General features: G+C 38.5%; 22 protein-coding genes, 1 other RNA gene and 1 other annotated feature. Of the genes, 1 reads left to right on the top strand and 22 read right to left on the bottom strand.

What is annotated here, in order from left to right:
* Positions 1 to 20 precede the first annotated feature (20 nt).
* The 17 genes from dnaX to LKI_RS07320 form a co-directional block, all read right to left on the bottom strand.
* Positions 21 to 1805 (bottom strand): DNA polymerase III subunit gamma/tau, encoded by a 1785-nt coding sequence (gene dnaX / locus LKI_RS07390; protein WP_013103513.1) that lies wholly within the window; start codon positions 1803 to 1805, stop codon positions 21 to 23.
* Positions 1806 to 1907: 102 nt separating this feature from the next.
* An RNA gene (gene ffs / locus LKI_RS10775) (signal recognition particle sRNA small type) lies at positions 1908 to 2001 on the bottom strand.
* 19 nt (positions 2002 to 2020) lie between these two features.
* Positions 2021 to 2539: an HD domain-containing protein gene (locus LKI_RS07385; protein ID WP_013103512.1), complete on the bottom strand. Its 519-nt coding sequence runs from the start codon at positions 2537 to 2539 to the stop codon at positions 2021 to 2023.
* A gap of 71 nt (positions 2540 to 2610) precedes the next feature.
* Positions 2611 to 3105 carry a nucleoside deaminase gene (locus LKI_RS07380; RefSeq protein ID WP_013103511.1) on the bottom strand — a complete coding sequence of 165 codons (495 nt, stop codon included), beginning with the start codon at positions 3103 to 3105 and terminating at the stop codon, positions 2611 to 2613.
* Entirely contained in the window at positions 3083 to 3724 is a 642-nt protein-coding gene (locus tag LKI_RS07375; protein ID WP_013103510.1) for a class I SAM-dependent methyltransferase, read from the bottom strand. The genes LKI_RS07380 and LKI_RS07375 overlap by 23 nt, the downstream gene beginning before the upstream one ends.
* 131 nt (positions 3725 to 3855) lie before the next feature.
* Positions 3856 to 4221: a 50S ribosomal protein L7/L12 gene (gene rplL, locus LKI_RS07370; protein ID WP_013103509.1), complete on the bottom strand. Its 366-nt coding sequence runs from the start codon at positions 4219 to 4221 to the stop codon at positions 3856 to 3858.
* A gap of 56 nt (positions 4222 to 4277) precedes the next feature.
* Positions 4278 to 4814, bottom strand: a complete 537-nt coding sequence (gene rplJ, locus LKI_RS07365) for a 50S ribosomal protein L10 (RefSeq protein ID WP_013103508.1) — start codon at positions 4812 to 4814, stop codon at positions 4278 to 4280.
* 27 nt (positions 4815 to 4841) lie between these two features.
* Positions 4842 to 4957, bottom strand: a sequence feature (ribosomal protein L10 leader region).
* 38 nt (positions 4958 to 4995) lie between these two features.
* Complete coding sequence (gene rplA, locus LKI_RS07360) at positions 4996 to 5688, bottom strand: 50S ribosomal protein L1 (RefSeq protein ID WP_013103507.1); 693 nt, start codon at positions 5686 to 5688, stop codon at positions 4996 to 4998.
* Complete coding sequence (rplK, locus tag LKI_RS07355) at positions 5688 to 6152, bottom strand: 50S ribosomal protein L11 (protein ID WP_013103506.1); 465 nt, start codon at positions 6150 to 6152, stop codon at positions 5688 to 5690. Before rplK ends, rplA begins: the two co-directional genes overlap by 1 nt.
* Positions 6153 to 6265: 113 nt before the next feature.
* A complete protein-coding gene (gene nusG, locus LKI_RS07350) occupies positions 6266 to 6892 on the bottom strand; it encodes a transcription termination/antitermination protein NusG (RefSeq protein ID WP_049762271.1) in 627 nt (208 codons plus the stop codon).
* Between the two features lie 110 nt (positions 6893 to 7002).
* Complete coding sequence (gene secE, locus LKI_RS07345) at positions 7003 to 7176, bottom strand: preprotein translocase subunit SecE (RefSeq protein WP_013103504.1); 174 nt, start codon at positions 7174 to 7176, stop codon at positions 7003 to 7005.
* A gap of 13 nt (positions 7177 to 7189) precedes the next feature.
* Complete coding sequence (gene rpmG / locus LKI_RS10770; protein WP_013103503.1) at positions 7190 to 7339, bottom strand: 50S ribosomal protein L33; 150 nt, start codon at positions 7337 to 7339, stop codon at positions 7190 to 7192.
* Between the two features lie 53 nt (positions 7340 to 7392).
* A complete protein-coding gene (locus LKI_RS07340) occupies positions 7393 to 7980 on the bottom strand; it encodes a TetR/AcrR family transcriptional regulator (protein WP_013103502.1) in 588 nt (195 codons plus the stop codon).
* 84 nt (positions 7981 to 8064) lie between these two features.
* Positions 8065 to 9612, bottom strand: a complete 1548-nt coding sequence (locus LKI_RS07335; RefSeq protein ID WP_013103501.1) for an ABC transporter permease — start codon at positions 9610 to 9612, stop codon at positions 8065 to 8067.
* Positions 9613 to 9760: 148 nt separating this feature from the next.
* The gene (hpf, locus tag LKI_RS07330) at positions 9761 to 10309 is read right to left on the bottom strand and encodes a ribosome hibernation-promoting factor, HPF/YfiA family (RefSeq protein ID WP_013103500.1); all 549 of its coding nucleotides are present in this window, start codon (positions 10307 to 10309) and stop codon (positions 9761 to 9763) included.
* Between the two features lie 81 nt (positions 10310 to 10390).
* Positions 10391 to 11062, bottom strand: a complete 672-nt coding sequence (locus LKI_RS07325) for a ComF family protein (RefSeq protein WP_013103499.1) — start codon at positions 11060 to 11062, stop codon at positions 10391 to 10393.
* Positions 11059 to 12336, bottom strand: coding sequence for an ATP-dependent helicase ComFA (locus LKI_RS07320; RefSeq protein WP_013103498.1), 1278 nt, complete (start codon positions 12334 to 12336; stop codon positions 11059 to 11061). Before LKI_RS07320 ends, LKI_RS07325 begins: the two co-directional genes overlap by 4 nt.
* Positions 12337 to 12353: 17 nt before the next feature.
* Between LKI_RS07320 and LKI_RS07315 the strand changes: the two genes are divergently transcribed.
* The gene (locus LKI_RS07315) at positions 12354 to 12989 is read left to right on the top strand and encodes a YigZ family protein (RefSeq protein WP_013103497.1); all 636 of its coding nucleotides are present in this window, start codon (positions 12354 to 12356) and stop codon (positions 12987 to 12989) included.
* Positions 12990 to 13161: 172 nt separating this feature from the next.
* On the opposite strand, the gene LKI_RS07310 is transcribed toward LKI_RS07315, so the two are convergent.
* The 5 genes from LKI_RS07310 to eno all read right to left on the bottom strand — a co-directional run bounded on the left by LKI_RS07310 (position 13162) and on the right by eno (position 19896).
* A complete protein-coding gene (locus tag LKI_RS07310) occupies positions 13162 to 14148 on the bottom strand; it encodes a Ppx/GppA family phosphatase (RefSeq protein WP_013103496.1) in 987 nt (328 codons plus the stop codon).
* Positions 14145 to 16289: an RNA degradosome polyphosphate kinase gene (locus tag LKI_RS07305; protein WP_013103495.1), complete on the bottom strand. Its 2145-nt coding sequence runs from the start codon at positions 16287 to 16289 to the stop codon at positions 14145 to 14147. The genes LKI_RS07310 and LKI_RS07305 overlap by 4 nt, the downstream gene beginning before the upstream one ends.
* Positions 16289 to 17779: a Ppx/GppA phosphatase family protein gene (locus LKI_RS07300; protein WP_013103494.1), complete on the bottom strand. Its 1491-nt coding sequence runs from the start codon at positions 17777 to 17779 to the stop codon at positions 16289 to 16291. The genes LKI_RS07305 and LKI_RS07300 overlap by 1 nt, the downstream gene beginning before the upstream one ends.
* Positions 17780 to 17882: 103 nt before the next feature.
* Positions 17883 to 18467: a DNA-3-methyladenine glycosylase I gene (locus tag LKI_RS07295; RefSeq protein ID WP_013103493.1), complete on the bottom strand. Its 585-nt coding sequence runs from the start codon at positions 18465 to 18467 to the stop codon at positions 17883 to 17885.
* 103 nt (positions 18468 to 18570) lie between these two features.
* Positions 18571 to 19896 carry a phosphopyruvate hydratase gene (eno, locus tag LKI_RS07290; protein WP_013103492.1) on the bottom strand — a complete coding sequence of 442 codons (1326 nt, stop codon included), beginning with the start codon at positions 19894 to 19896 and terminating at the stop codon, positions 18571 to 18573.
* Between the last annotated feature and the right edge of the window lie 53 nt (positions 19897 to 19949).

Below are 19949 nucleotides of genomic sequence, written 5' to 3'. Positions count from 1 at the left end.
ACTGGCCGTTCCTTTCTATATCAGTCAATAACGGTCACAATATCATCACCGAATATTTTTTTAGCCTCAGTAACAACAGGTGCTTCTGCAGGTGCCGCATGAGTATCAATCGTGTTTTCAGATTTTTCACTCGTTTGTTGACGCTTCACGCGTGGTAAATCGGTTAATGCTATACTTCTGGTCACCCCAGATTTCAATTCTTGGACGTATGCTGCACGCTGTTGTCGCCAATCATCTTGAGAAATAAAGACCATTTCTATTGGTATTTTCTGTGCTAAAAATGCTGCTGATAGTTTATTTTGAAGATGGCTATCATACAAGGCTTGTTCGAGTAAGGCCGGATAGTCAAAAGCTAATACAACCCCTTCATCGCTAGCTGCAACAGGTTCAGCAATCGTTAAGAATGCTTGCTGTGCAACATCAAATTGGCCAATTAACGTCGACCAAGTACTTTTAAGATGACTCAATGCCTCTCTTTTAGCTCTTGTTAAGATAGCAAATACCGCCTCTTGTCCCGTACGTGCCAATAATGAATCATCCGCATGATTGTCATTGTGTTTTGATAAATTTTGTGACATTGTTGAAGAGCCATTTGATGTGACTTCAACTTGTTCAGCTTCAGTGTCTAATTTAACCGTTGCTGTTTCTTCGACTGGCGATACCCTTACCGGTTCAGGTTCGTTCGCATGTTTTTCTGACAATTGTACGTTTGTAGATGAATGATTGGTACCCGCCTTTTGCGGGGTAACTGTTTGTTTAGAATGCAGCGAGCTAGCCATGCTTAATTTGACGGTTAATAATTCTAAATAAATATCACTCTGGGTCGTTTGCATTAACTGTTTTTGAATATCATCCAGAATAACCATCATAGCTTCAATTCGTGGCATTGCCAGGTCTTCTACCAAGGCTTTTAATTCATCAAAAGGCACAGTAGACTTAATTAAGTCGGGCGCAACATCAACGAGCATGATATCACGTAATAGTCCGAGAATGTCCACCACCAATCGTTGCGCATCCTTACCTTCACGTAAAATATCATGTAGCACCTGCAAACTTGTTGGTGTATCACCCAAACTAATTGCTTTGATATAGGCTAGTAGTTGGGTTGTAGTGGTTGACCCTGTTACTTGTAATGCATTGTTAATCGTCACTTTGTCAGTACCAAAAGCAATAACTTGGTCTAAAATTGACAACGCATCTCGCATGCCACCTTCCGCTACATTTGCAATAATCCGCAAAGCATCATCTTCATAACCAATACTTTGTTGATGTAGAATGTCCGCTAATTGTGCTTGAATAACCAAATTATCAATTCGCTTGAATTCAAAGCGCTGTGTCCTCGACAAAATCGTCACTGGTACTTTTTGTGGTTCAGTCGTGGCTAAAATGAACTTAACATTGGCTGGTGGTTCTTCTAAAGTCTTCAATAATGCGTTGAATGCACTATTTGATAGCATGTGAACCTCATCAATGATATAAACCTTATATTCCGATTCAATCGGTGCATAATCTACATTGGCTAAGATATCTCGCATATCTTCAACACGACTATTAGATGCCGCATCAAATTCAACAATGTCTGGTATTTGTGCGTCTGATGTCTCAGGTGCAATACCATTAATCTCACGAGCAAAGATTTTAGCGGCGGAAGTTTTTCCTGTACCACGTGGTCCTGAAAATAGATAAGCATGTCCTGTTTGATGCGTTTCAATGGCATTTTTAAGTGTCTGAGTGATAACATCTTGCCCAACCATATCATCAAATGTTCGCGGCCGATAAACCCGATATAATGCTTGATATGCCAATGTTATCACCTCCAATAATAATTAAACTACTATGTCGTTTGCTAGCTAGCGTGATGGTATTATCCTCACTTGTTACTTACAAAAAAAGACCGCTATGCGGCCAAATATGTACACAAGCACAGCACCGAACAACCTTAGAGCTGCTACATTCCTGTCCTGACCCAGTTCGAGAGTCGATGCTTGCCTGCTTTACTATTATATCTAATTTTCAAGATTTACGCAAATACTTCTGCCACTTTTTTAACCCACATCGTATGCCATTTAAAATATGTTAAATAGGCTTTTGGAACTAAATATTCATTAACTGCTGCAAAATCATCTACAATTGACACAATCCAACTCTCACGATATTTAGGTAACGCAATTGTTGCACCAAACATATGCTTTAGAATAATGTCTGCTTCTTTTTGACTGATAGGTGTGATTTTTTTCGCGTTTCTTAGCGCAATACGAGGATGAACATAAGCATGCGATCCCTCTTCAAACTTCGTCACACGCCAATCGTAATAAAATAAATCATGTAGCAAGCCTGCTCGAGCTGTTGCTGTCGCATCCGCACCAATTTTTTTTGCAATTATATATGATTGATAGGATACTGAAATGGAATGCCGCAAGCGATTAGAAAAGTGATGTTGTGTATATTGTGCAAGTTGTTGCACCTCATCATGTTGCAATAAATCATCAACAATATTTAAATAATCTTGGTCATGACGCCAAGCATTTGGATTTTGCATGTAATTTGTCCTTTTTATAAGTCTGCTTACATTATAATACGACATGACCGTAATAGTGTAATATTTGCTTATTATTTTTTAGATTGCCGTTTTTTTCGAATTTTTCCAAAGAAGTCTTGTAATAAACGACCACCCTCTGAGGCTCTAATATCAGGGTGTACTTCAACTCGGTGATTCAGACGATCATCTTCCAGCAAATGATACAATGAGCGTGTCCCACCACCTTTACTATCTGCCGCACCAAAATAAACAGTCGGAATTCGTGCGTTAATAATTGCACCGGCACACATAATACATGGCTCAAGTGTCACAAATAGTGCGGTGTTTTCTAAACGCCATGAATTTAGTATGTGATTAGCAGACTCAATTGCTACCAATTCGGCATGCGCTGTCGCTAATTGGTGAGCCTCACGATGGTTGTGAGCACGCGCAATAATTTCATTATCTTTAACGATGACAGCCCCAATAGGCACTTCTCCTGCCTCATCAGCTAATTGCGCCTCATTTAACGCGACCTGCATAAAATAATCGATTTGCTCTGCACTAAATATCGGAATTTGGGTCATAGGTACTCTCCAAAATATAATAACCTTTATCTTTATGAATAATTGTCACATTACCAAATGCAGATAACATATTCTTTTGCGCTGAAGGTGCGCCTTGTTTTTTTTGTAATACCGCAATAAGTTTACCACCTGGTATTAAATGATTAACCCCTTCTTGCAGCATTGCGGTAACAACCGCTTTGCCTGCTCGAATAGGTGGGTTTACTAAGATTAAAGCATATTTATCCGAAATATTATCATACATGTCTGACTGGAATATCTTAACTTGATCACCCACACCATTATTATCAGCATTTTGACGAGCTAAGTCTAATGCACGTTCGTTCACGTCAGACATATCTACCCGTCTATTCAGCGCTTTGGCAATCGCAACACCAACTGGACCATAACCAGTACCCAAGTCCAAAATTTTACCTGATTCGATAGTTGTTTTAGTAAGGGCCGTCAACATCGTTCGCGTACCAAAGTCAACAGTTGATTTTGAAAAAACACCACTATCTGTTTTAAAATGTAATGTATGACTTAAAAGTTTAAAATCAAATGTTTGATAATGATGTTCTGAATTGGGATTAGCTGTGAAATACATTTCCCCAGCAATTTTTTCATTAGATTTGACCATAATGACTCCTTACGTTTATGTACAAAAAAAGAAGCACCGAGGTACCCCTTTTAGTATGGCGAACCATTTATCGTATGTGCTTTCGATAAGCCTAACAATAAAATCTGATTCATCAGTCATAACAGAAAAAATTACTTTACTGTTACTGCTGCGCCTGTTTCTTCCAAAGCTGCCTTCAATTCATTAGCGGCTGCTTCGTCAAGACCTTCTTTAACAATTGAAGGTGCGTTATCAACTAAGTCTTTAGCTTCCTTCAATCCAAGACCAGTTGCTTCACGAACTGCCTTGATAACCTTAACTTTAGCAGTTCCTGCTGAAGTCAATTCTACATCGAATTCTGTCTTTTCAGCAGCTCCGCCTTCGGCACCACCAGCTGCGGCTACAGGAGCTGCTGCTGAAACATTAAATTCTTCTTCGATTGCTGAAACCAAGTCAGCCAAATCCAAGATAGTTGCATCTTTCAATGATGCGATAATCGCGTCTTTATCAAAAGCCATGATTAAATCCTCCAATTTTTTTATGTGTATTTTAATTTTCAAGCGTACCTAACAACTTATTCAGCAGCAGGAGCTTCTTCTACAGGTGTAGCAGTACCATCTTCTTCTAACTTCTCTTGCACTGCCTTAACAGCATATGCAAATGAACGAATTGAGAATTGGAATTCTGCCATCAATTGACCAAGCAAACCTTCGCGTGATGGCAAAGATGCGTACTTGCTAATGTCTTCCAAGTTAGCAATGTTGCCATCGACAACACCACCCTTGATTTCTAACTTTTCGTTGGCGTCAGCAAACTTCTTCAAAATACGTGATGGTGCAATAGCATCTTCTGTTGAGAATGCGACAGCTGAAGGACCGGCAAAAACGTCGTTCAATTCAGCATAACCAGCTTTTTCAGCGGCACGTGTCAAAATTTTGTTTTTGATCACTTCAAGAACAACGCCTTCTTGACGCAATTGGTGACGTAAGTCTGTTGATTGTGCAACAGTCAACCCACGTGCATCAACAACAACAGCTGATGCTGAATTTTTGAATTGATCAGCAACTTCTTCAACTTTTTGTGCTTTAACTGCAATAGCTTTTTCACTCATGATATATATTCTCCTTTCATAATATTATTTTGCAAAAGAAATCCTGCGTACCAAAAGACACACAGGAAAAGTTTTTAAACTTCCTCGGCAGGATATTAAGGTACAAGTACCTCCTGAGTCTTAGGCAAAATGATTTAATTTACTTAATGAGTATATCAAATGAAATTGATATCGTCAAATATTACAATGAATTGACATCCAATGTAACAGATGGGCTAACTGTTGATGAAATTGATACGTGTTGTACGTATGTTCCCTTAACAGCAGCAGGACGTGACTTCAAAACAGTTGTCGCAATTGTTTTGATATTTTCAGCCAGTTTAGCTTCATCAAATGACACGCGTCCAACAGGAACAGCAACGTTACCGTCACGATCTGTACGATACGTTACTTGACCACCCTTAGCATCTGAAACAGCCTTGGTAACATCCATTGTCACTGTACCAGTCTTTGGATTAGGCATCAATCCTTTAGGTCCTAAGATACGAGCAACACGTCCCACTTGAGCCATCATATCAGGTGTTGCGATAGCTGTGTCGAAATCCATCCAACCACTTTGGATTTGTGCAACTAAATCAGCTGCGCCAACAACATCAGCGCCAGCAGCTTCGGCTTCTTTAGCCTTGTCACCTTGGGCAAAGACGATAACTTTCTTATCCTTACCTGTACCATTTGGCAACACAACAGCACCACGTAATTGTTGATCTGCTTGACGTGTGTCAACGTTCAAATTGAAAACAATTTCAACAGAAGCGTCATAGTTAGCGTAATCAAGTTCTTTAACTAGTGTTACAGCATCGTTCAAAGCATAGTTCTTTTCAGTTTCAACTTTTTCCAACGCTGCAGTATATTTCTTACCATGTTTTTGAGTCATTATTCTGCGTCCTCCTTGATTGCTGTACCTTCAACAGTCAAGTCAACACCTTCAACAGTAACACCCATTGAACGCGCTGTACCTTCAATCATACGCATAGCTGCTGTCACATCGTTGGCATTTAAATCATCCATCTTGTTTTCAGCAATTGCACGAATTTGATCCAAAGTAACGTTTCCGACCTTCTTAGTGTTGGGTTCTCCAGAACCCTTTCCTACGATCTTACGTAATTGATCAGCAGCAGGTGGTGTCTTTGTAACGAATTCGAATGAACGATCATCGAATACAGAGATTTCAACCGGAACGATTGAACCTGCTTGGTCTGCAGTACGCGCATTAAATTCTTTTGTGAATTGCGCGATATTAATACCGGCCTGTCCCAACGCTGGACCAACTGGTGGTGCCGGCGTTGCTTTAGCAGCGGCAATTTGTAATTTAACAACTGTTGTAACTTTTTTAGCCACGATTTTTTCCTCCTCGTGTTGTGGTAGACGCAGCTTAAGTGCTGCTCCCACGCATGTCGATGACATACCTGTTAATTATACAAAAATAAGCACATTTTTGCAACATTTAATCATTAATTATCTAAAACAGTATCCACGTCAGCAAAATCTAATTCTGTGGGTGTTTCACGTCCAAAGACTTCTACTGTTGCTTCTAATGTCTGCTTTTCTGGGTCAACAGCTGTCACTGTCCCCTCCATGCCCGAGAAAGGCCCTGCAATAATTTTGACAATTTGACCTGCTTCAACATCTAGCGTAACAACTTCACGCGTAGACATCCCCATACGTTTCATTAAAAGATCAACTTCTTCAGGCATAAGTGAATTTGGTTTTGAACCAGCACCGTGCGATCCCAAGAAACCTGTAACACCCGGCGTGTTACGAACCACATACCAAGCCTCATCAGTCATGTTGTAATCTTGAGGTGTGGCCATTTCAACCAACACATACCCTGGGAAGTCATTTTCGACAGAAGTTTTCGCTTCACCATCCTGAATGGTGGTGACTTCTTGTTCAGGCACTAGAATACGGAAAATTTGTTCCGTCATCCGCATCGTTTGTGTACGTGATTCTAAGTTAGCCTTAACCTTGTGTTCATAACCAGAATAGGTATGAACAACAAACCATGATTTTTCAATATCGTCCGTATTATGGACTGGTATCTCGTTATTTTCTTGTGGTAAATCGTTATTTTCTGACATGATATTAAGCGCAAAGCGTCCCTTCATTTTTTGATATAAAAAAGAACTCCCGTTTAAAGAAGCTCTTTTGCCGTTAACACCAGTATACTATAATTCTAATCGTTATGCTATCAATTCATGATGAAACTAAAACCGCTTTGCAAAAGCCAATCAACGCCACCTAAGAAAAGTGCAAAGATAACAGAAACAGTAATTACCGTCACCGTTTCTTTTGAAGCTTGATCTTGTGACAGCCAAGTCACATTTTTCATTTCAGTAGCAACATTTCTAAAATATTTCAACATTAGTCGTTAACCTTTACTTTGTTTGTTGGTGCAATGTGTGTTTACCACAGAATGGACAAAACTTCTTAACTGCAAGTCGTTCTGTACGATCTTTTGATAATGTTAATGTGTAGTTACGTGATCCACAAACTGTACACGCGAGTGATACTCTTTGACTAGCCATATCTGATTCTCCGTTAAATTCTTCTTCTAGCATAACATTTAGTACTCTAAAACTCAACGTTGCGCGACACCATAAAGTATCAAATCAAGTAATTGTTGAATTCGTTCTGTCATTGTTTGTTCATTGTTAATTGCATGAAACTCACTGAATAAGGGTGCCAAACTAGTAATATAAAACGAACTCGCAATTTTAGGATCAATGTGATGACGTAATTTAATGGCTTCCTGACCAAAAAATTGCGCAATGGGCGCAACATAGTCACGCCCAAATACAGCGCCCAACTCACGTTGACTTGCTGAAGATAGATCCGAAAAGCTGCCGTGAATTAATGTAAAGACGTCCCGCGGATGACGAGTGACAATCACCTGTGTCATATCAACAAGCTGCGTAATAGGCTGCTCATATGTCTTAGCCAATACCAATTGCATATCAGTGGCAATCTGCTGACCCACACGCTTAATCACCTCAACAAATAATGCCTCCTTATCACCAAAATAATGATATAGAGCTGGTTGTGTCATGTTAAGCGCTTTGGTTATATCCCGCGTCGTTGTTTGCGCATAACCTCGCGCCAAAAAAAGCGTCGTTGCCGCTAGTAAAATTTTTTCGCGCGTTGCTTCACTTGTTGTTCTTGTGACCATACAATTATTTTACACCCTTTTCAGTTTGAAAAAAGTATGACTTTCGCCATACCTCTTAAGTTACTCGTAATGGGGTTATCTCACTTATGACTCACTCAGTTCATTTTTTAAAATTTGACGTTGCTGAACACGGTAATAAGTGACTAACAATATAACAAATACCAATAACCACAAAATTAATATCATCACCTCTTGTTGCACATTACCACCAAATACTAGTCGTTTAATCGCATTATTTAAGGCTGTCAACGGTAAAATATTATGGACGAATTTAAGGATACCTGTTGACATAGCGATTGGTGTTGTCGTTATCGTAAAAATTGCCTGCAGCAACATAACCGCCAACGCAAGCCACCAACCAGTTTGACCCATCACTTGTTTCAAATACAAAACAATACTCATCATTGCCAAAGATGCTAACAACGTCACACCAGTGACAGACCAATAATTTCCAATTGAGATATTTAAAACCATCGTGCCAAACAACATTAACATGATGGCCAAAGTGTTTAATACACCAGCAATTTGAAAAGTTCCCCACCATTGTTCTAACGCTAAAGCTTCTTTTTTAGCAGGTTTTAGGGGTAACATCAGACCAAATAACATGGCTAACATTGTGACCCCAACGACTAAGACATTAGGCAATATCGTTTGTCCACCTTGTTTAATCGGTTGAATATCTGTCGTATCAAAAGATAAGATTTGTGATAACGGTGAGATATTTTGGTTAGCTGTCTGCTCACCAAGCATATTTTTAAGTTGGGAGGCAATTCGTGATTGCCTATTTTGGATATCTTTAGCACTTGATTGAATAATACCTGTGCGATCACTCAATGCTTTTGTCTGACTGAGATTTGCTGAAATATTACTAATTCCGCCAACAACGGTTGTTTGCATCGCGTAAGAAACATCATTAATCGCTACAGCCATCTCTTGAATTTTAGTGGTATCTCCTGCATTCACAGCATCATTAAGTTGCGCGGAGTAAGTTGCCAATTTAGTGGCTTCATCATTAGCTTTTTCTTGAAGGTCATTTGTCGTTTGTTCATTTATGCCGTTACCTACAGCCTGCAAGTTAACTTGTAAATCATTGGCTTGCTTCGATAAATTTTGGCTTTGATTAGTCAGATTTTTTAATACTGAACTATTAGCCATACCAACTGACAATAATGTATTTTCGCGATTTAACATGCTGATTAGTTCACGCTGGATATACTGTGATGCAAATTGACTCTGCCCACTAGCAATCAGTTGTTTAATGCTAACACTTTTACCAGATTTTTGAGCAGATGCTAGCTGACTGGTAAAATTAGTTGGCATAACAACAACAGCACTAACATTACCGTGACGCAAAGCTGATTCTGCTTGCTTCTGTGTGGTATAGTTAATCGTTTTAAACGATTTAGCTTGGTGTAATGTACGTGAAAAATCATCACCAATATGACGTTTTTTATCGCGGTAGCGCGCCCCCTTATCCAAGTTAACAACTGCAACTCGAAGTTGATTAACTTGTTGTGACGTGTGGTTCGTCACACTTAAAAAACCAACAACAAATAAAATCGGAAGCATTGTTGCAACTAGCCATTTAACTAATTGCCTTTTATTTTTAAATAAATATAACCAACTTGACATAAAAAACCTCTTTAATTTACTAGATATACTTTACTAGCATAACGATAAAAGAGAATTTTAGGGACATCTTTATAAATTTTTATGACTTTTAACACAAATTTTGGTCATAATAAAAATCCAAACGCATGTTTGGATTTATCATTTTAATTTAACGTTCTGCAGTTTCAAGCAAACCATACTTACCATCTTGGCGCTTGTAAATCACTGAATCAGTATTTGTTTCAGCATCTTGAAAGATGAAAAAGTCATGTTCGAGTAAATCCATTTGTAACGCAGCTTCTTCTGGTGACATTGGTTTCAAATCAACTTGCTTTGTACGAACAATTTGCAACGCATCATCATCAACCTCTGCAGCTGGGATTTCATCGTTAGAATCGATACCTTTAAACCCGGTTTCACGTGATTTACGGTTGATTTTAGTCTTATACTTACGAATCTGGCGCTCCAACTTTTCAGACACAGCATCCACAGCTGCATACAGATCTGGATTTGTATCTTCTGCGCGTAACACAACATAAGGCAATACGATTGTTACTTCAGCTTTACCAGAATTATCTGATTTATAGGTGCGCAAGTTAACGTTGGCACGAGACTTTTCCTCGATGTAACGATTCAACTTTGTCAGACGCTTCTCCACATACTCACGAAGTGCGTCAGTCACTGCGATATTTTCGCCACGTACATTATAATCTAACATAATTAATTCCTCCATTGAGTTACTACATTAATTATACCACAGGTGTAAGCGTTTTCTGTAAAAATCTTCATTTTTTCATATTTATCGAGCCAAAGATAAACTTTTCACATTTTTAGCACCTAGTTCGTATAATAAATCGGCGGCATGAAATAAAGTATTTCCTGTCGTATAAACATCGTCAATCAATAATATTTGTTTACCATGCAGCGATACGTGTTCTTTAACAGTAAAAGGCTGCTCTCGTGTCAAACGTTCTTGTCGATTAAATTGAGATTGATGCGTCTTTTGTGTTGCCCTGACTTGCAGGATTGGTTGATACTTAATTCCTGATATTAAACCAGTAGTTTGGTTAAATCCTCGCGTAGACATCGTATGGCTGCTTACTGGAATAGGTACAACTATATCAGCAACTATAGTATGTGCTTTTTGGATTAACTCATGATTAAAAATCTCACGCAAAACGTAATCACCATTGAATTTATACCGCTGCATAAACTGACGCATCGCATCATTGTATTGATAGAGCGCTTGATGATTGAGCAGTTGTTTCCCTTGATTTTGCCAGCGCTGGCAATCATAACATAATTGTTTCGTATCTTGGCTACGACCACAACCTATACACCCTGTTTTAATTAATGAAAATGTTGCTTCACAAGCATGGCACATTTTTCTGTTCGACCATTTTATAAATCCAAATGTTTGCAATAATGATACATGATCATCAAAAAATGCTTGACATAAACGACAAGTCATAACCTACCTCCTAAAAGCTTTCCTCGCCGATTCATTTGCTTTATTTGACGTTGTGCTGCTTTTAATTTAAACGTTGTATGTTGAATATAGGCCAAAACAAGGCCAGTTGGTCGGTCCTTGCTACGGCCAACTCTACCAGCAATTTGAACCAGTGCATTCTCACTAAATATAGCTTCATCTGCACCTAAAATGAAAACATCAATTCCTGGAAATGTCACACCACGTTCTAAAATAGTGGTCGTAACAAGGTATTGATACTTTTCATCTCTCATTTTTTGCACTTTTTCTTGTCGCTGTGGATCAGTAGCGTGAACATAAGCACCGTTGATATCTGGAAAGTGTTTTTCAATCATCTCAAACACAGATTTCAAATCTGAGACTTTTGGCACAAAAATTAAAAAACGCCTGTCATATTGCGTCAATTGTCGTATTTGTTTTAAAAATGTGGTAGGCAACTTTTTTCGCCAATTACTAACAATTTTGGTTGTCAACATTGGCAATAAGTGTTGATGGAATCGCAATGGTAAATACGATGCCAATAGCTCGTGATTCTTGACACGTTTTTGAAGTGCTTTTGTCGGTGTTGCACTGAGGTAAATGAGCGCACTATGGCTTTTTCGCGCATTCTGAACAGCATGTTCTAACATTTTATCTCCCGCATAAGGAAAACTATCGACCTCATCCACAATTAATAAATCAAATGCCGACTTAAAACGTAACATTTGGTGCGTTGTGGCTAACACTAACTGCGTGTAACGATAAGCTTCTGTCTGTGCTCCATGCAGTACAACCATATCCGTCTGTGAAAAAGCTTGTTGTAGGCGTGGTGCAAGTTCAACAATCACATCAATCCTTGGTGATACAATTGCCACACGCAACTTTTGTTTCAATGCTTGATAAATGACCGGAAATAACATTTCTGTTTTACCAGCACCCGTAACAGCCCAAATGAGATGCTCACGTTGTCGTGCAAGGGTTTCAATAAGTTCCTCACTGACAACTTGCTGTTGCGTAGTCAAACGTCCTTGCCACGATAATATCACCTCTCCTGTAAAATCATTTGGCTCAGGATATGATAACAACACATCATGAGAACTAACGCGTCCTAGAGATAAACATACTTGGCAATAGAAATGGTTGTTAGGTAATTTTTCATTATTTTTTTGACCACAGCGCTGACAAACTTGATCGATGAACGCTGGTGAGGCATGCTGTTGTTCTGATGACAAAGTTATCTTAGATTGAACAATTTGACGACCATAATATAATTTCATACTGTATAATACGATATATGTCAGACTATCTCACAATTGCACCCCATACTTTTTCTTGGACACAAGACATTAAAAAATCACGATTTATTTTAAATATATCACGCATTGATTCTGAGACATCTGCCCAGTCTTTTGTTGACGAAATCCGTAAAGCGCACCCTAAAGCAGCTCATCACGTGTTTGCTTACGTTTTAGGTGATAATCATCAAATTAAACGTTATTCTGATAATGGCGAACCCAGTGGTACAGCTGGGGTTCCCATACTAGAAGTATTACAAAAAAACAATTTGCATGATGTTGTTGCCGTTGTCACACGTTATTTTGGCGGTATTAAACTAGGCGCTGGTGGCTTAATACGTGCTTATGCTGGTACAGTAGCGGAAGGTGTCAAAATAGCTGGCTTCGTTATGCGTGTCACCCAACAAAAAATAGCGGTTACAGTAGACTACAAAAATTCCGACATGGTCACTTACTGGCTTTCAAACCACAATTATCAAATTACAGCGACAACATACGATACTGCGGTACATCTTATCATCCCCGTATCTGCTGATAAACTAGATGAATTTCAGAATGACGTCACAAATGTATTAGCCGGCCAAGTCACTTTTGAAATTGGTGAAGAAACTTTCTTTGAAATTCCGGTAAAATAAGCTATAATTAAATAGTTATGATCTGCTAGTGTAATGGATCGCACGCAAGATTCCGGTTCTTGAAATCCGGGTTCGACTCCCGGGTAGATCATATAAAAAAACAAGCCTTTAACGTTAAGGCTTGTTTTTTATTTCGAGTCAAATGACACGATTATCCTATAAAGCGCTGTTATCATGGTAAATCCTCTGCATCCATTGTCATTGCTGCCGGCTCTGGCGAGACAACATCATGACCTGTATTGGATGAGATTTGTTCAAAAAGCACACCTTCTCGCAAACCACTTTGCGAAAAGATAACTTGTTGCCCTTCGGTAAACAGGAGTAACTCAACTAATGGTAACAAACCACCAACAATGATGTCTCCTCGTTCTTTGGCGAGGCCAGGCATTTTTTTACGACCATCCAAATCTTTTTTTAAGATGTCACCATAAATTGATGCAACCTCTCGGATATTCAGATGATAGCCATGAACAGCCATATCTTGAATTTTTTCCTTCTTACGGCTTATCTTAGCCAATGTACGATTACTGCCACCAAGGGCAATAACTGGCATATTCTTTGATTCATGTAACCACGCAATATCACCAAAAAGCTGGCGCAATGCAACAATGGCTTCAAATAACTCACTAGCTAATATATTATTCTTCCCTAAATAGGCTTCAGAAATATTAACGGCTCCTACAGGCAGACTCACAGCGTGTACTGCTTGCTGATTTCTAACTAAAATAATTTCTGATGATGCACCACCGGTGTCTAAAATTAACGCGTCGTTGATTGGTAAGGTATTAATCACACCAACATAGTCAAAGTGCGCCTCTTCTTCACCAGTTAAAACACGCAAATCAAATCCCATTGTTTCTTTAAAAGCAGCTAAAAATTCCTCTTGATTACTTGCTTGACGAACGGCAGCTGTAGCCACCGCATAGACTTCTAAATTATTAACTTGGTAAATAGAAAGTGCTTGTTTAAATTTGTTCAAAACAACCATCGTACGGGCAATTGCTTCCGGCTGCAACACCTTATTTGATCCCATACCTTCTGATAAACGTGCCATTTCTTGAAATCTGGCTAATACTTCGTAAGATCCGTCTCTATGATAACGGCTAACTGTCATTCGTACTGAATTAGATCCTAAATCAACTACTGCAATCACTGTCATGATTCATTTCCCTGCTCTTCATTTAAGAATGGATTATTTAATGGTTCAAATTGTTGTGTTGCTGCCGCTAAACTTTCCAGTTTGGTCTGCTTATTTTGTTGTATTAAACTATCACTAATAAATTTTTCTTGTGAATTTAATGCTACCACACCCCGACGATCTTTCTTAACAAAACCACCATCAGCTTGTAAAACACGTGTTTTAACATTATCATCCCACATTGTTTGAAAAATAGCCAACACTTTATCTCTAATGAGCTCATTTTTAAGTGGGAATAACAATTCAACGCGTCGATTTAAATTACGGGTCATTAAATCTGCTGATGATAAATAAACTTTGGGGTTTCCGTCGTTTTCAAAGCTATATATACGACTATGTTCCAAAAAACGACCAACGATTGAATGTACTTCTATTGTGTCACTCACTTCTGGTAGGCCAACCTTTAACATTGTAATACCACGGATTATTAATTGCACCTTCACACCAGCGTAACTGGCCTGATACAAGCGACGAATCATTTGTTCATCTGATAACGAATTAAACTTCATTTTGATTGCTGCCGGTCGACCAGCCTTAGCATTGGTAATCTCATTATCAATTTGTTCGTAAATAAATTCGCGAATACCATCAGGCGACATATGCAACTGATGGAAGTAACCCGGATCAGAATAGCCCGTTAGTATATTAAAAACTGACGCAACATCTGCTCCCAATTCTGAATCGCTCGTTAAAAGGCCTAAATCTGTGTAAAAATTAGCCGTAACATCGTTATAATTCCCTGTTCCTAAGTGTACATATCGTCTAATGGCATCGTCCTCACGGCGAACGACCAAAACAACTTTGGCATGTGTCTTCAAACCACGCAAACCATAGACTACGTGAACACCCTGCTGCTCCAATTCACGCGCCCAATGCACATTATTTTCTTCGTCAAAACGTGCTTTGATTTCTACTAAAACTGTCACTTGTTTACCACGTCGTGCCGCATCCCCAAGTGCTTTAATAATTGGTGATTTACCAGAAACACGATATAATGTCATTTTAATTGCCAAAACCTGATCATCTTGAGCTGCCGTTTGAATAAATGACACGACTGACTTGAAAGAATCATAGGGATGGTGTAATAAATAATCTTGTTGCCGAACACTGGCAAACAATTGATCTGGTACTAAATCCGAATCAGTATATCCTGTAAAAGACGGAAAATGTAACTCTGGTGCCGTTATTAACTTGAGCCATGCACTCAAAAACGTTAAATCAATCGGCCCATTCACACGATAGGTTCGTTCCTCATCAACATGCAACAATTTAATCAATTTCGTCATCAAAGATTTGCTGGTTGTGTGTGATAAGATAACACGAATAATGCGACCACGCTCACGCTCCTGTAACTTCGACTGAACGTCTTGTAAGATATTAGGAGTATCCTCATCGTCGGCAATATCTAATTCCATATCTCTTAGGACATGGAATACCATAGATTCTTTAATCGTGTATCCTGGAAAAAGTGATCCCAAAAATAGTTGAACAATATCTTCAATCAGAATATATTGATTTTCTTCTGGTAGCGCAATAACACGCCCTGATGTCTCTGGTACCTGTAAAACAGCAATGTATTTTTCTGACTTTTCATTTTCTTTTTTAAGCCGAACCCCAATATTTAAAGTATCGTTTGCTAAAAAAGGAAACGGCCGTGTTGAATCAATGGCCATGGGCGTCAATACAGGAAGCAATTCTTGCTCAAAAAATTGTTTCAAAAAATGATACTGCGTGGTAGACAAGTCAGCAGCACGTAACAGCTCAAAGCCCTCACGTTTTAAAGCAGGCAGTATACTACGCGTTAACACCTGATATTGATTTTTAATCTGTTGACCTGCGACAAGTGATATTTGATCCAATTGCTGTTTAGGCGTTAATCCCGATGCATCTACCTTATCAAGTCCTATCATTACTTGTTGCTGCAAACTTGCAACGCGTACCATGAACCATTCATCCATGTTTTTTTGCGTGATAGCTAAAAAATTAGCGCGTTCTAGTAGCGGGTTATAGACATCTCTTGCTTCTTCTAACACACGATCATTAAATGCTAACCAGCTGATTTCACGGTTAACATAATATTTTGACTGCTTAAAATCAACCATTACACTCTTCTTCCTTTCCTCTTTAAGCTAATCGGCAAACCAAATACAGCTTCAAAAAAAACAGCTTTTTGATCGAAAGTATAAATTTCTAGTTGCAGATCAGTGACTGATTGACCAGTAATTTTAATACTTTTATCCGTCACTGACACCGTTAATTTATCAATTTTTTGTAATCGGCTATCATCTAGTGCATCAGCTAGTCTTAATAACGCTGCAAGTTTAGCAATTCTTAAACGCTGTTGCGGTGAAAAATCTTGCACTGTACGTAAAGCGCTATCGGGGGTTTCAGCACTATGGTAGCGCGCTATAGAAGCGATCATACGCTGTTCCACTGTTGACAAGCCATGAAAGTCAATGCCTGATAAAATCTCCTCTGAATATTGATAATGCCTCTGCGAATTAATAAAGCTGCCAACATCATGCACTAAGGCGCTGACCCCAAGCAGTAAACGATCACGCTTATCTAAATGATGCACTTTTTTCAACCGATCAAATAATTGTTGCGCATACTTTAACACGACTTCACGGTGTTTTTCTTCAACCATGTATCTGTCTGCAATACCACGAGCAGCCGTAATAATGTCATCCTCATCGTGAATGTCCTTCATCGACAGACCATCTAACATCGTTAAATCGCTAATTTTAACCTCATCAACTGCTATGGCAGTCATCACATTCATTAACAGCAACATTTCCGTTAATGCAAAGGGCACATCATTCAAATCAATCGCATATTTATCGATAATAGCTTGGTCATTCATACCAGATAAATCACTAATGACATTTTTAATCTGTTTTTTTGAGATATTTTCCCAATGTTTTTGTTCGGATAAAAATATATTTTGCGCAGCAGTACCACCTAGTAGAACAAGCGTTTCAGTTGGTTTAAACGGCGGTAACATATGCCAAAAATCAGCCAATTTACTATTAATAAACTCTTCAGCAAGCTCAGTTACTTGTGCGACTTCAACTGACATCTCATTAATCGATTGTGCTAATCTCACTGGACCAATTGCAGAATGTTGTGAGAACTCGAAACGATTTTTTTCAAAGTAACCTAAATCAATCCGATTCGAACTCATACCAAGCACAAAAGTATTTTTAAGAGACAAATTTTGTTGTAATTTATCTGATTGTCGAACAGCTAATTGGCGATAATAACTTTCTTGATTGCCATTCAACCAATTAATTTTCAGACCCGTGGTACTTTCAATTTGATCAGCAAAGTATACAGCATTTTTAACCTGCGACAATGCTTCACTGCCAAATAATTGCACATCTATTACAGCATAGTCTCGCAATAATTGTTGAAATCGGTGAATTTGTTCCAACGCACGGCGCATGATTTCACTAGTAAATACTGATGCATTAATATCACTTTCATTGAACTCACGATGAACATTCTCAAACTTTTTATCAGTTCTTGTATCTATAATTTGTAATGCTGCCACACTAGAACTTAATAATATAATTCCCTTTAATTTCGCCATATCGACCTCAATTATCTATTTATACTCAGTTTATCATATGAAGTTAATGTTTTTGATGATAAACATATAGAAAGGTTACATGTTTTGTAAACATAACATTGCGTTAGTCATGATATTTCCAATTACATGTCATTTCATGATCATTAATGACACCCATAGCTTGTAGATACGAGTAAATTGTTACCGGTCCAGTAAATTTGAATCCTCTTTTTTTCATATCTTTTGAAATGGTTTGAGATAACTCATTTTGATTAACAACATCTTGATAGGCCACAACGTGATGATCAATCACCCGGTTATCAGTAAAGTGCCACATATACTTAGAGAAACTACCGAATTCATTTTTAACATTTTGTATCGCATTTGCATTAGTAATTGTTGCTGAAATTTTCATACGATTGCGAATAATATTCGGATTCTCTTTCAATTTTTGAACTTCTGACTCACCCATATGACTCACTTTTTCAATATTAAAATCATAAAACACGGACTTCAACCCTGGTCGTTTTTTTAGTGAAATTTCCCAACTTAAACCTGCTTGAAAAATTTCTAATGTGAGTAATTCAAATAACAGACGATCATCATCACGTAAAGGATGTCCCCATTCTTGATCATGATAAGCCACCATGATATCTGTTTCTCGATATTTAGATACCCACTGGCAACGTTTTACATTTGTTACAGCCATTTTGATCCCCATTTCACGTCAAATAGTCGCTTTACGACGATATTTCTAAATTTATGTACTAAAAAAGTCACCCCAAAAAGGTATGACTTTAAAATAGAGCTTATTACTTGCTTTGAATTGTTTCACGTGCAGCAGCTGATAAGTTATAGAATGAATGAATACCCTTATACTTAGCAGTTGTGTCTAGCAATTCTTCGATACGGATTAATTGATTATACTTTGCAATACGATCAGTACGTGACAATGAACCTGTCTTGATTTGTCCAGCATTAGTAGCCACAACCAAGTCAGAAATTGTTGTGTCTTCTGTTTCACCTGAACGGTGTGACACAATAGCTGTGTAACCAGCTTCCTTAGCCATTTCAATAGCTTCGAAAGTCTCTGTCAAAGTACCAATTTGGTTAACTTTGATCAAGATTGAGTTAGCAGCGCCCATGTTAATACCTTTTTCAAGATATTGTGTATTAGTAACGAAGAAATCATCACCAACTAATTGGACTTTCTTACCTAATTCAGCGGTGATTGTTGCCCAATCTTCCCACTCATTTTCATCAATAGGATCTTCAATTGAAATAATTGGGTAACGATCTGCCAAATCTTCAAGGTACTTAATGAATTCAGGTGTTGTGAATTCTTCACCAGTTGACCAACGTAACTTATATGTCTTTGTAGCAGCATCATATAATTCTGATGAGGCAACATCAACAGCAATAGCAATATCTTTACCAGGCTTGTAACCTGCAGATTCAATAGCACGAATCAAGTATTGTAATGGCTCTTCATTATCAGCAAAATCAGGTGCAAAGCCACCTTCGTCACCAACTGAAGTTGCTTTACCGTCAGCTTCCAACAACTTCTTCAAAGCGTGGAATGTTTCTGCACCATAACGAATAGCTTCCTTAACTGTTGGCGCACCAACAGGCATAATCATGAACTCTTGAAAGTCAACCTTATTAGCTGAATGCGCACCACCATTGATAACATTCATCATTGGTGTTGGCAATACGTAAGAATTTGCACCACCTAAATATGAGAACAATGGTACGCCTAATTCGTCAGCAGCGGCACGGGCAGCAGCGATAGAAACGGCCAAAATAGCGTTTGCACCCAACTTACCCTTGTTTTCTGTACCATCAAGTGCAATCATAGCTTGATCAATTGCACGTTGGTCAGTAACATCAAACTTACCAACCAAAGCCTTAGCGATAGCATCGTTAACATTGGCAACAGCCTTTGTTGTTCCCTTACCGCCAAAACGTGACTTATCACCATCACGCAATTCAACAGCTTCGTGTTCTCCAGTTGAGGCACCTGAAGGCACCATACCGCGACCGAAACCACCTAATTCTGTAATAACTTCAGCTTCAAGCGTAGGATTTCCACGTGAGTCAAGGACTTCGCGTGCGATAATATCAGTAATTAAAGACATGTGTATAATTCTCCTTTGGTTTATGGTTCTATACCATGTATATTATATCACAG

Source organism: Leuconostoc kimchii IMSNU 11154, assembly GCF_000092505.1.
Taxonomy (GTDB): Bacteria; Bacillota; Bacilli; order Lactobacillales; family Lactobacillaceae; genus Leuconostoc; species Leuconostoc kimchii.
This window is presented reverse-complemented; position numbering and strand designations above follow the sequence as displayed.

Coding starts and splice junctions, on each gene's coding strand:
- LKI_RS07385 (WP_013103512.1), bottom strand. CDS start 2,539: ATGCAAAATCCAAATGCTTGGCGTCATGACCAAGATTATTTAAATATT.
- LKI_RS07380 (WP_013103511.1), bottom strand. CDS start 3,105: ATGACCCAAATTCCGATATTTAGTGCAGAGCAAATCGATTATTTTATG.
- LKI_RS07375 (WP_013103510.1), bottom strand. CDS start 3,724: ATGGTCAAATCTAATGAAAAAATTGCTGGGGAAATGTATTTCACAGCT.
- rplL (WP_013103509.1), bottom strand. CDS start 4,221: ATGGCTTTTGATAAAGACGCGATTATCGCATCATTGAAAGATGCAACT.
- rplJ (WP_013103508.1), bottom strand. CDS start 4,814: ATGAGTGAAAAAGCTATTGCAGTTAAAGCACAAAAAGTTGAAGAAGTT.
- rplA (WP_013103507.1), bottom strand. CDS start 5,688: ATGACTCAAAAACATGGTAAGAAATATACTGCAGCGTTGGAAAAAGTT.
- nusG (WP_049762271.1), bottom strand. CDS start 6,892: ATGTCAGAAAATAACGATTTACCACAAGAAAATAACGAGATACCAGTC.
- secE (WP_013103504.1), bottom strand. CDS start 7,176: ATGTTGAAATATTTTAGAAATGTTGCTACTGAAATGAAAAATGTGACT.
- rpmG (WP_013103503.1), bottom strand. CDS start 7,339: ATGGCTAGTCAAAGAGTATCACTCGCGTGTACAGTTTGTGGATCACGT.
- LKI_RS07340 (WP_013103502.1), bottom strand. CDS start 7,980: ATGGTCACAAGAACAACAAGTGAAGCAACGCGCGAAAAAATTTTACTA.
- LKI_RS07335 (WP_013103501.1), bottom strand. CDS start 9,612: ATGTCAAGTTGGTTATATTTATTTAAAAATAAAAGGCAATTAGTTAAA.
- hpf (WP_013103500.1), bottom strand. CDS start 10,309: ATGTTAGATTATAATGTACGTGGCGAAAATATCGCAGTGACTGACGCA.
- LKI_RS07325 (WP_013103499.1), bottom strand. CDS start 11,062: ATGACTTGTCGTTTATGTCAAGCATTTTTTGATGATCATGTATCATTA.
- LKI_RS07320 (WP_013103498.1), bottom strand. CDS start 12,336: ATGAAATTATATTATGGTCGTCAAATTGTTCAATCTAAGATAACTTTG.
- LKI_RS07315 (WP_013103497.1), top strand. CDS start 12,354: ATGTCAGACTATCTCACAATTGCACCCCATACTTTTTCTTGGACACAA.
- LKI_RS07310 (WP_013103496.1), bottom strand. CDS start 14,148: ATGACAGTGATTGCAGTAGTTGATTTAGGATCTAATTCAGTACGAATG.
- LKI_RS07305 (WP_013103495.1), bottom strand. CDS start 16,289: ATGGTTGATTTTAAGCAGTCAAAATATTATGTTAACCGTGAAATCAGC.
- LKI_RS07300 (WP_013103494.1), bottom strand. CDS start 17,779: ATGGCGAAATTAAAGGGAATTATATTATTAAGTTCTAGTGTGGCAGCA.
- LKI_RS07295 (WP_013103493.1), bottom strand. CDS start 18,467: ATGGCTGTAACAAATGTAAAACGTTGCCAGTGGGTATCTAAATATCGA.
- eno (WP_013103492.1), bottom strand. CDS start 19,896: ATGTCTTTAATTACTGATATTATCGCACGCGAAGTCCTTGACTCACGT.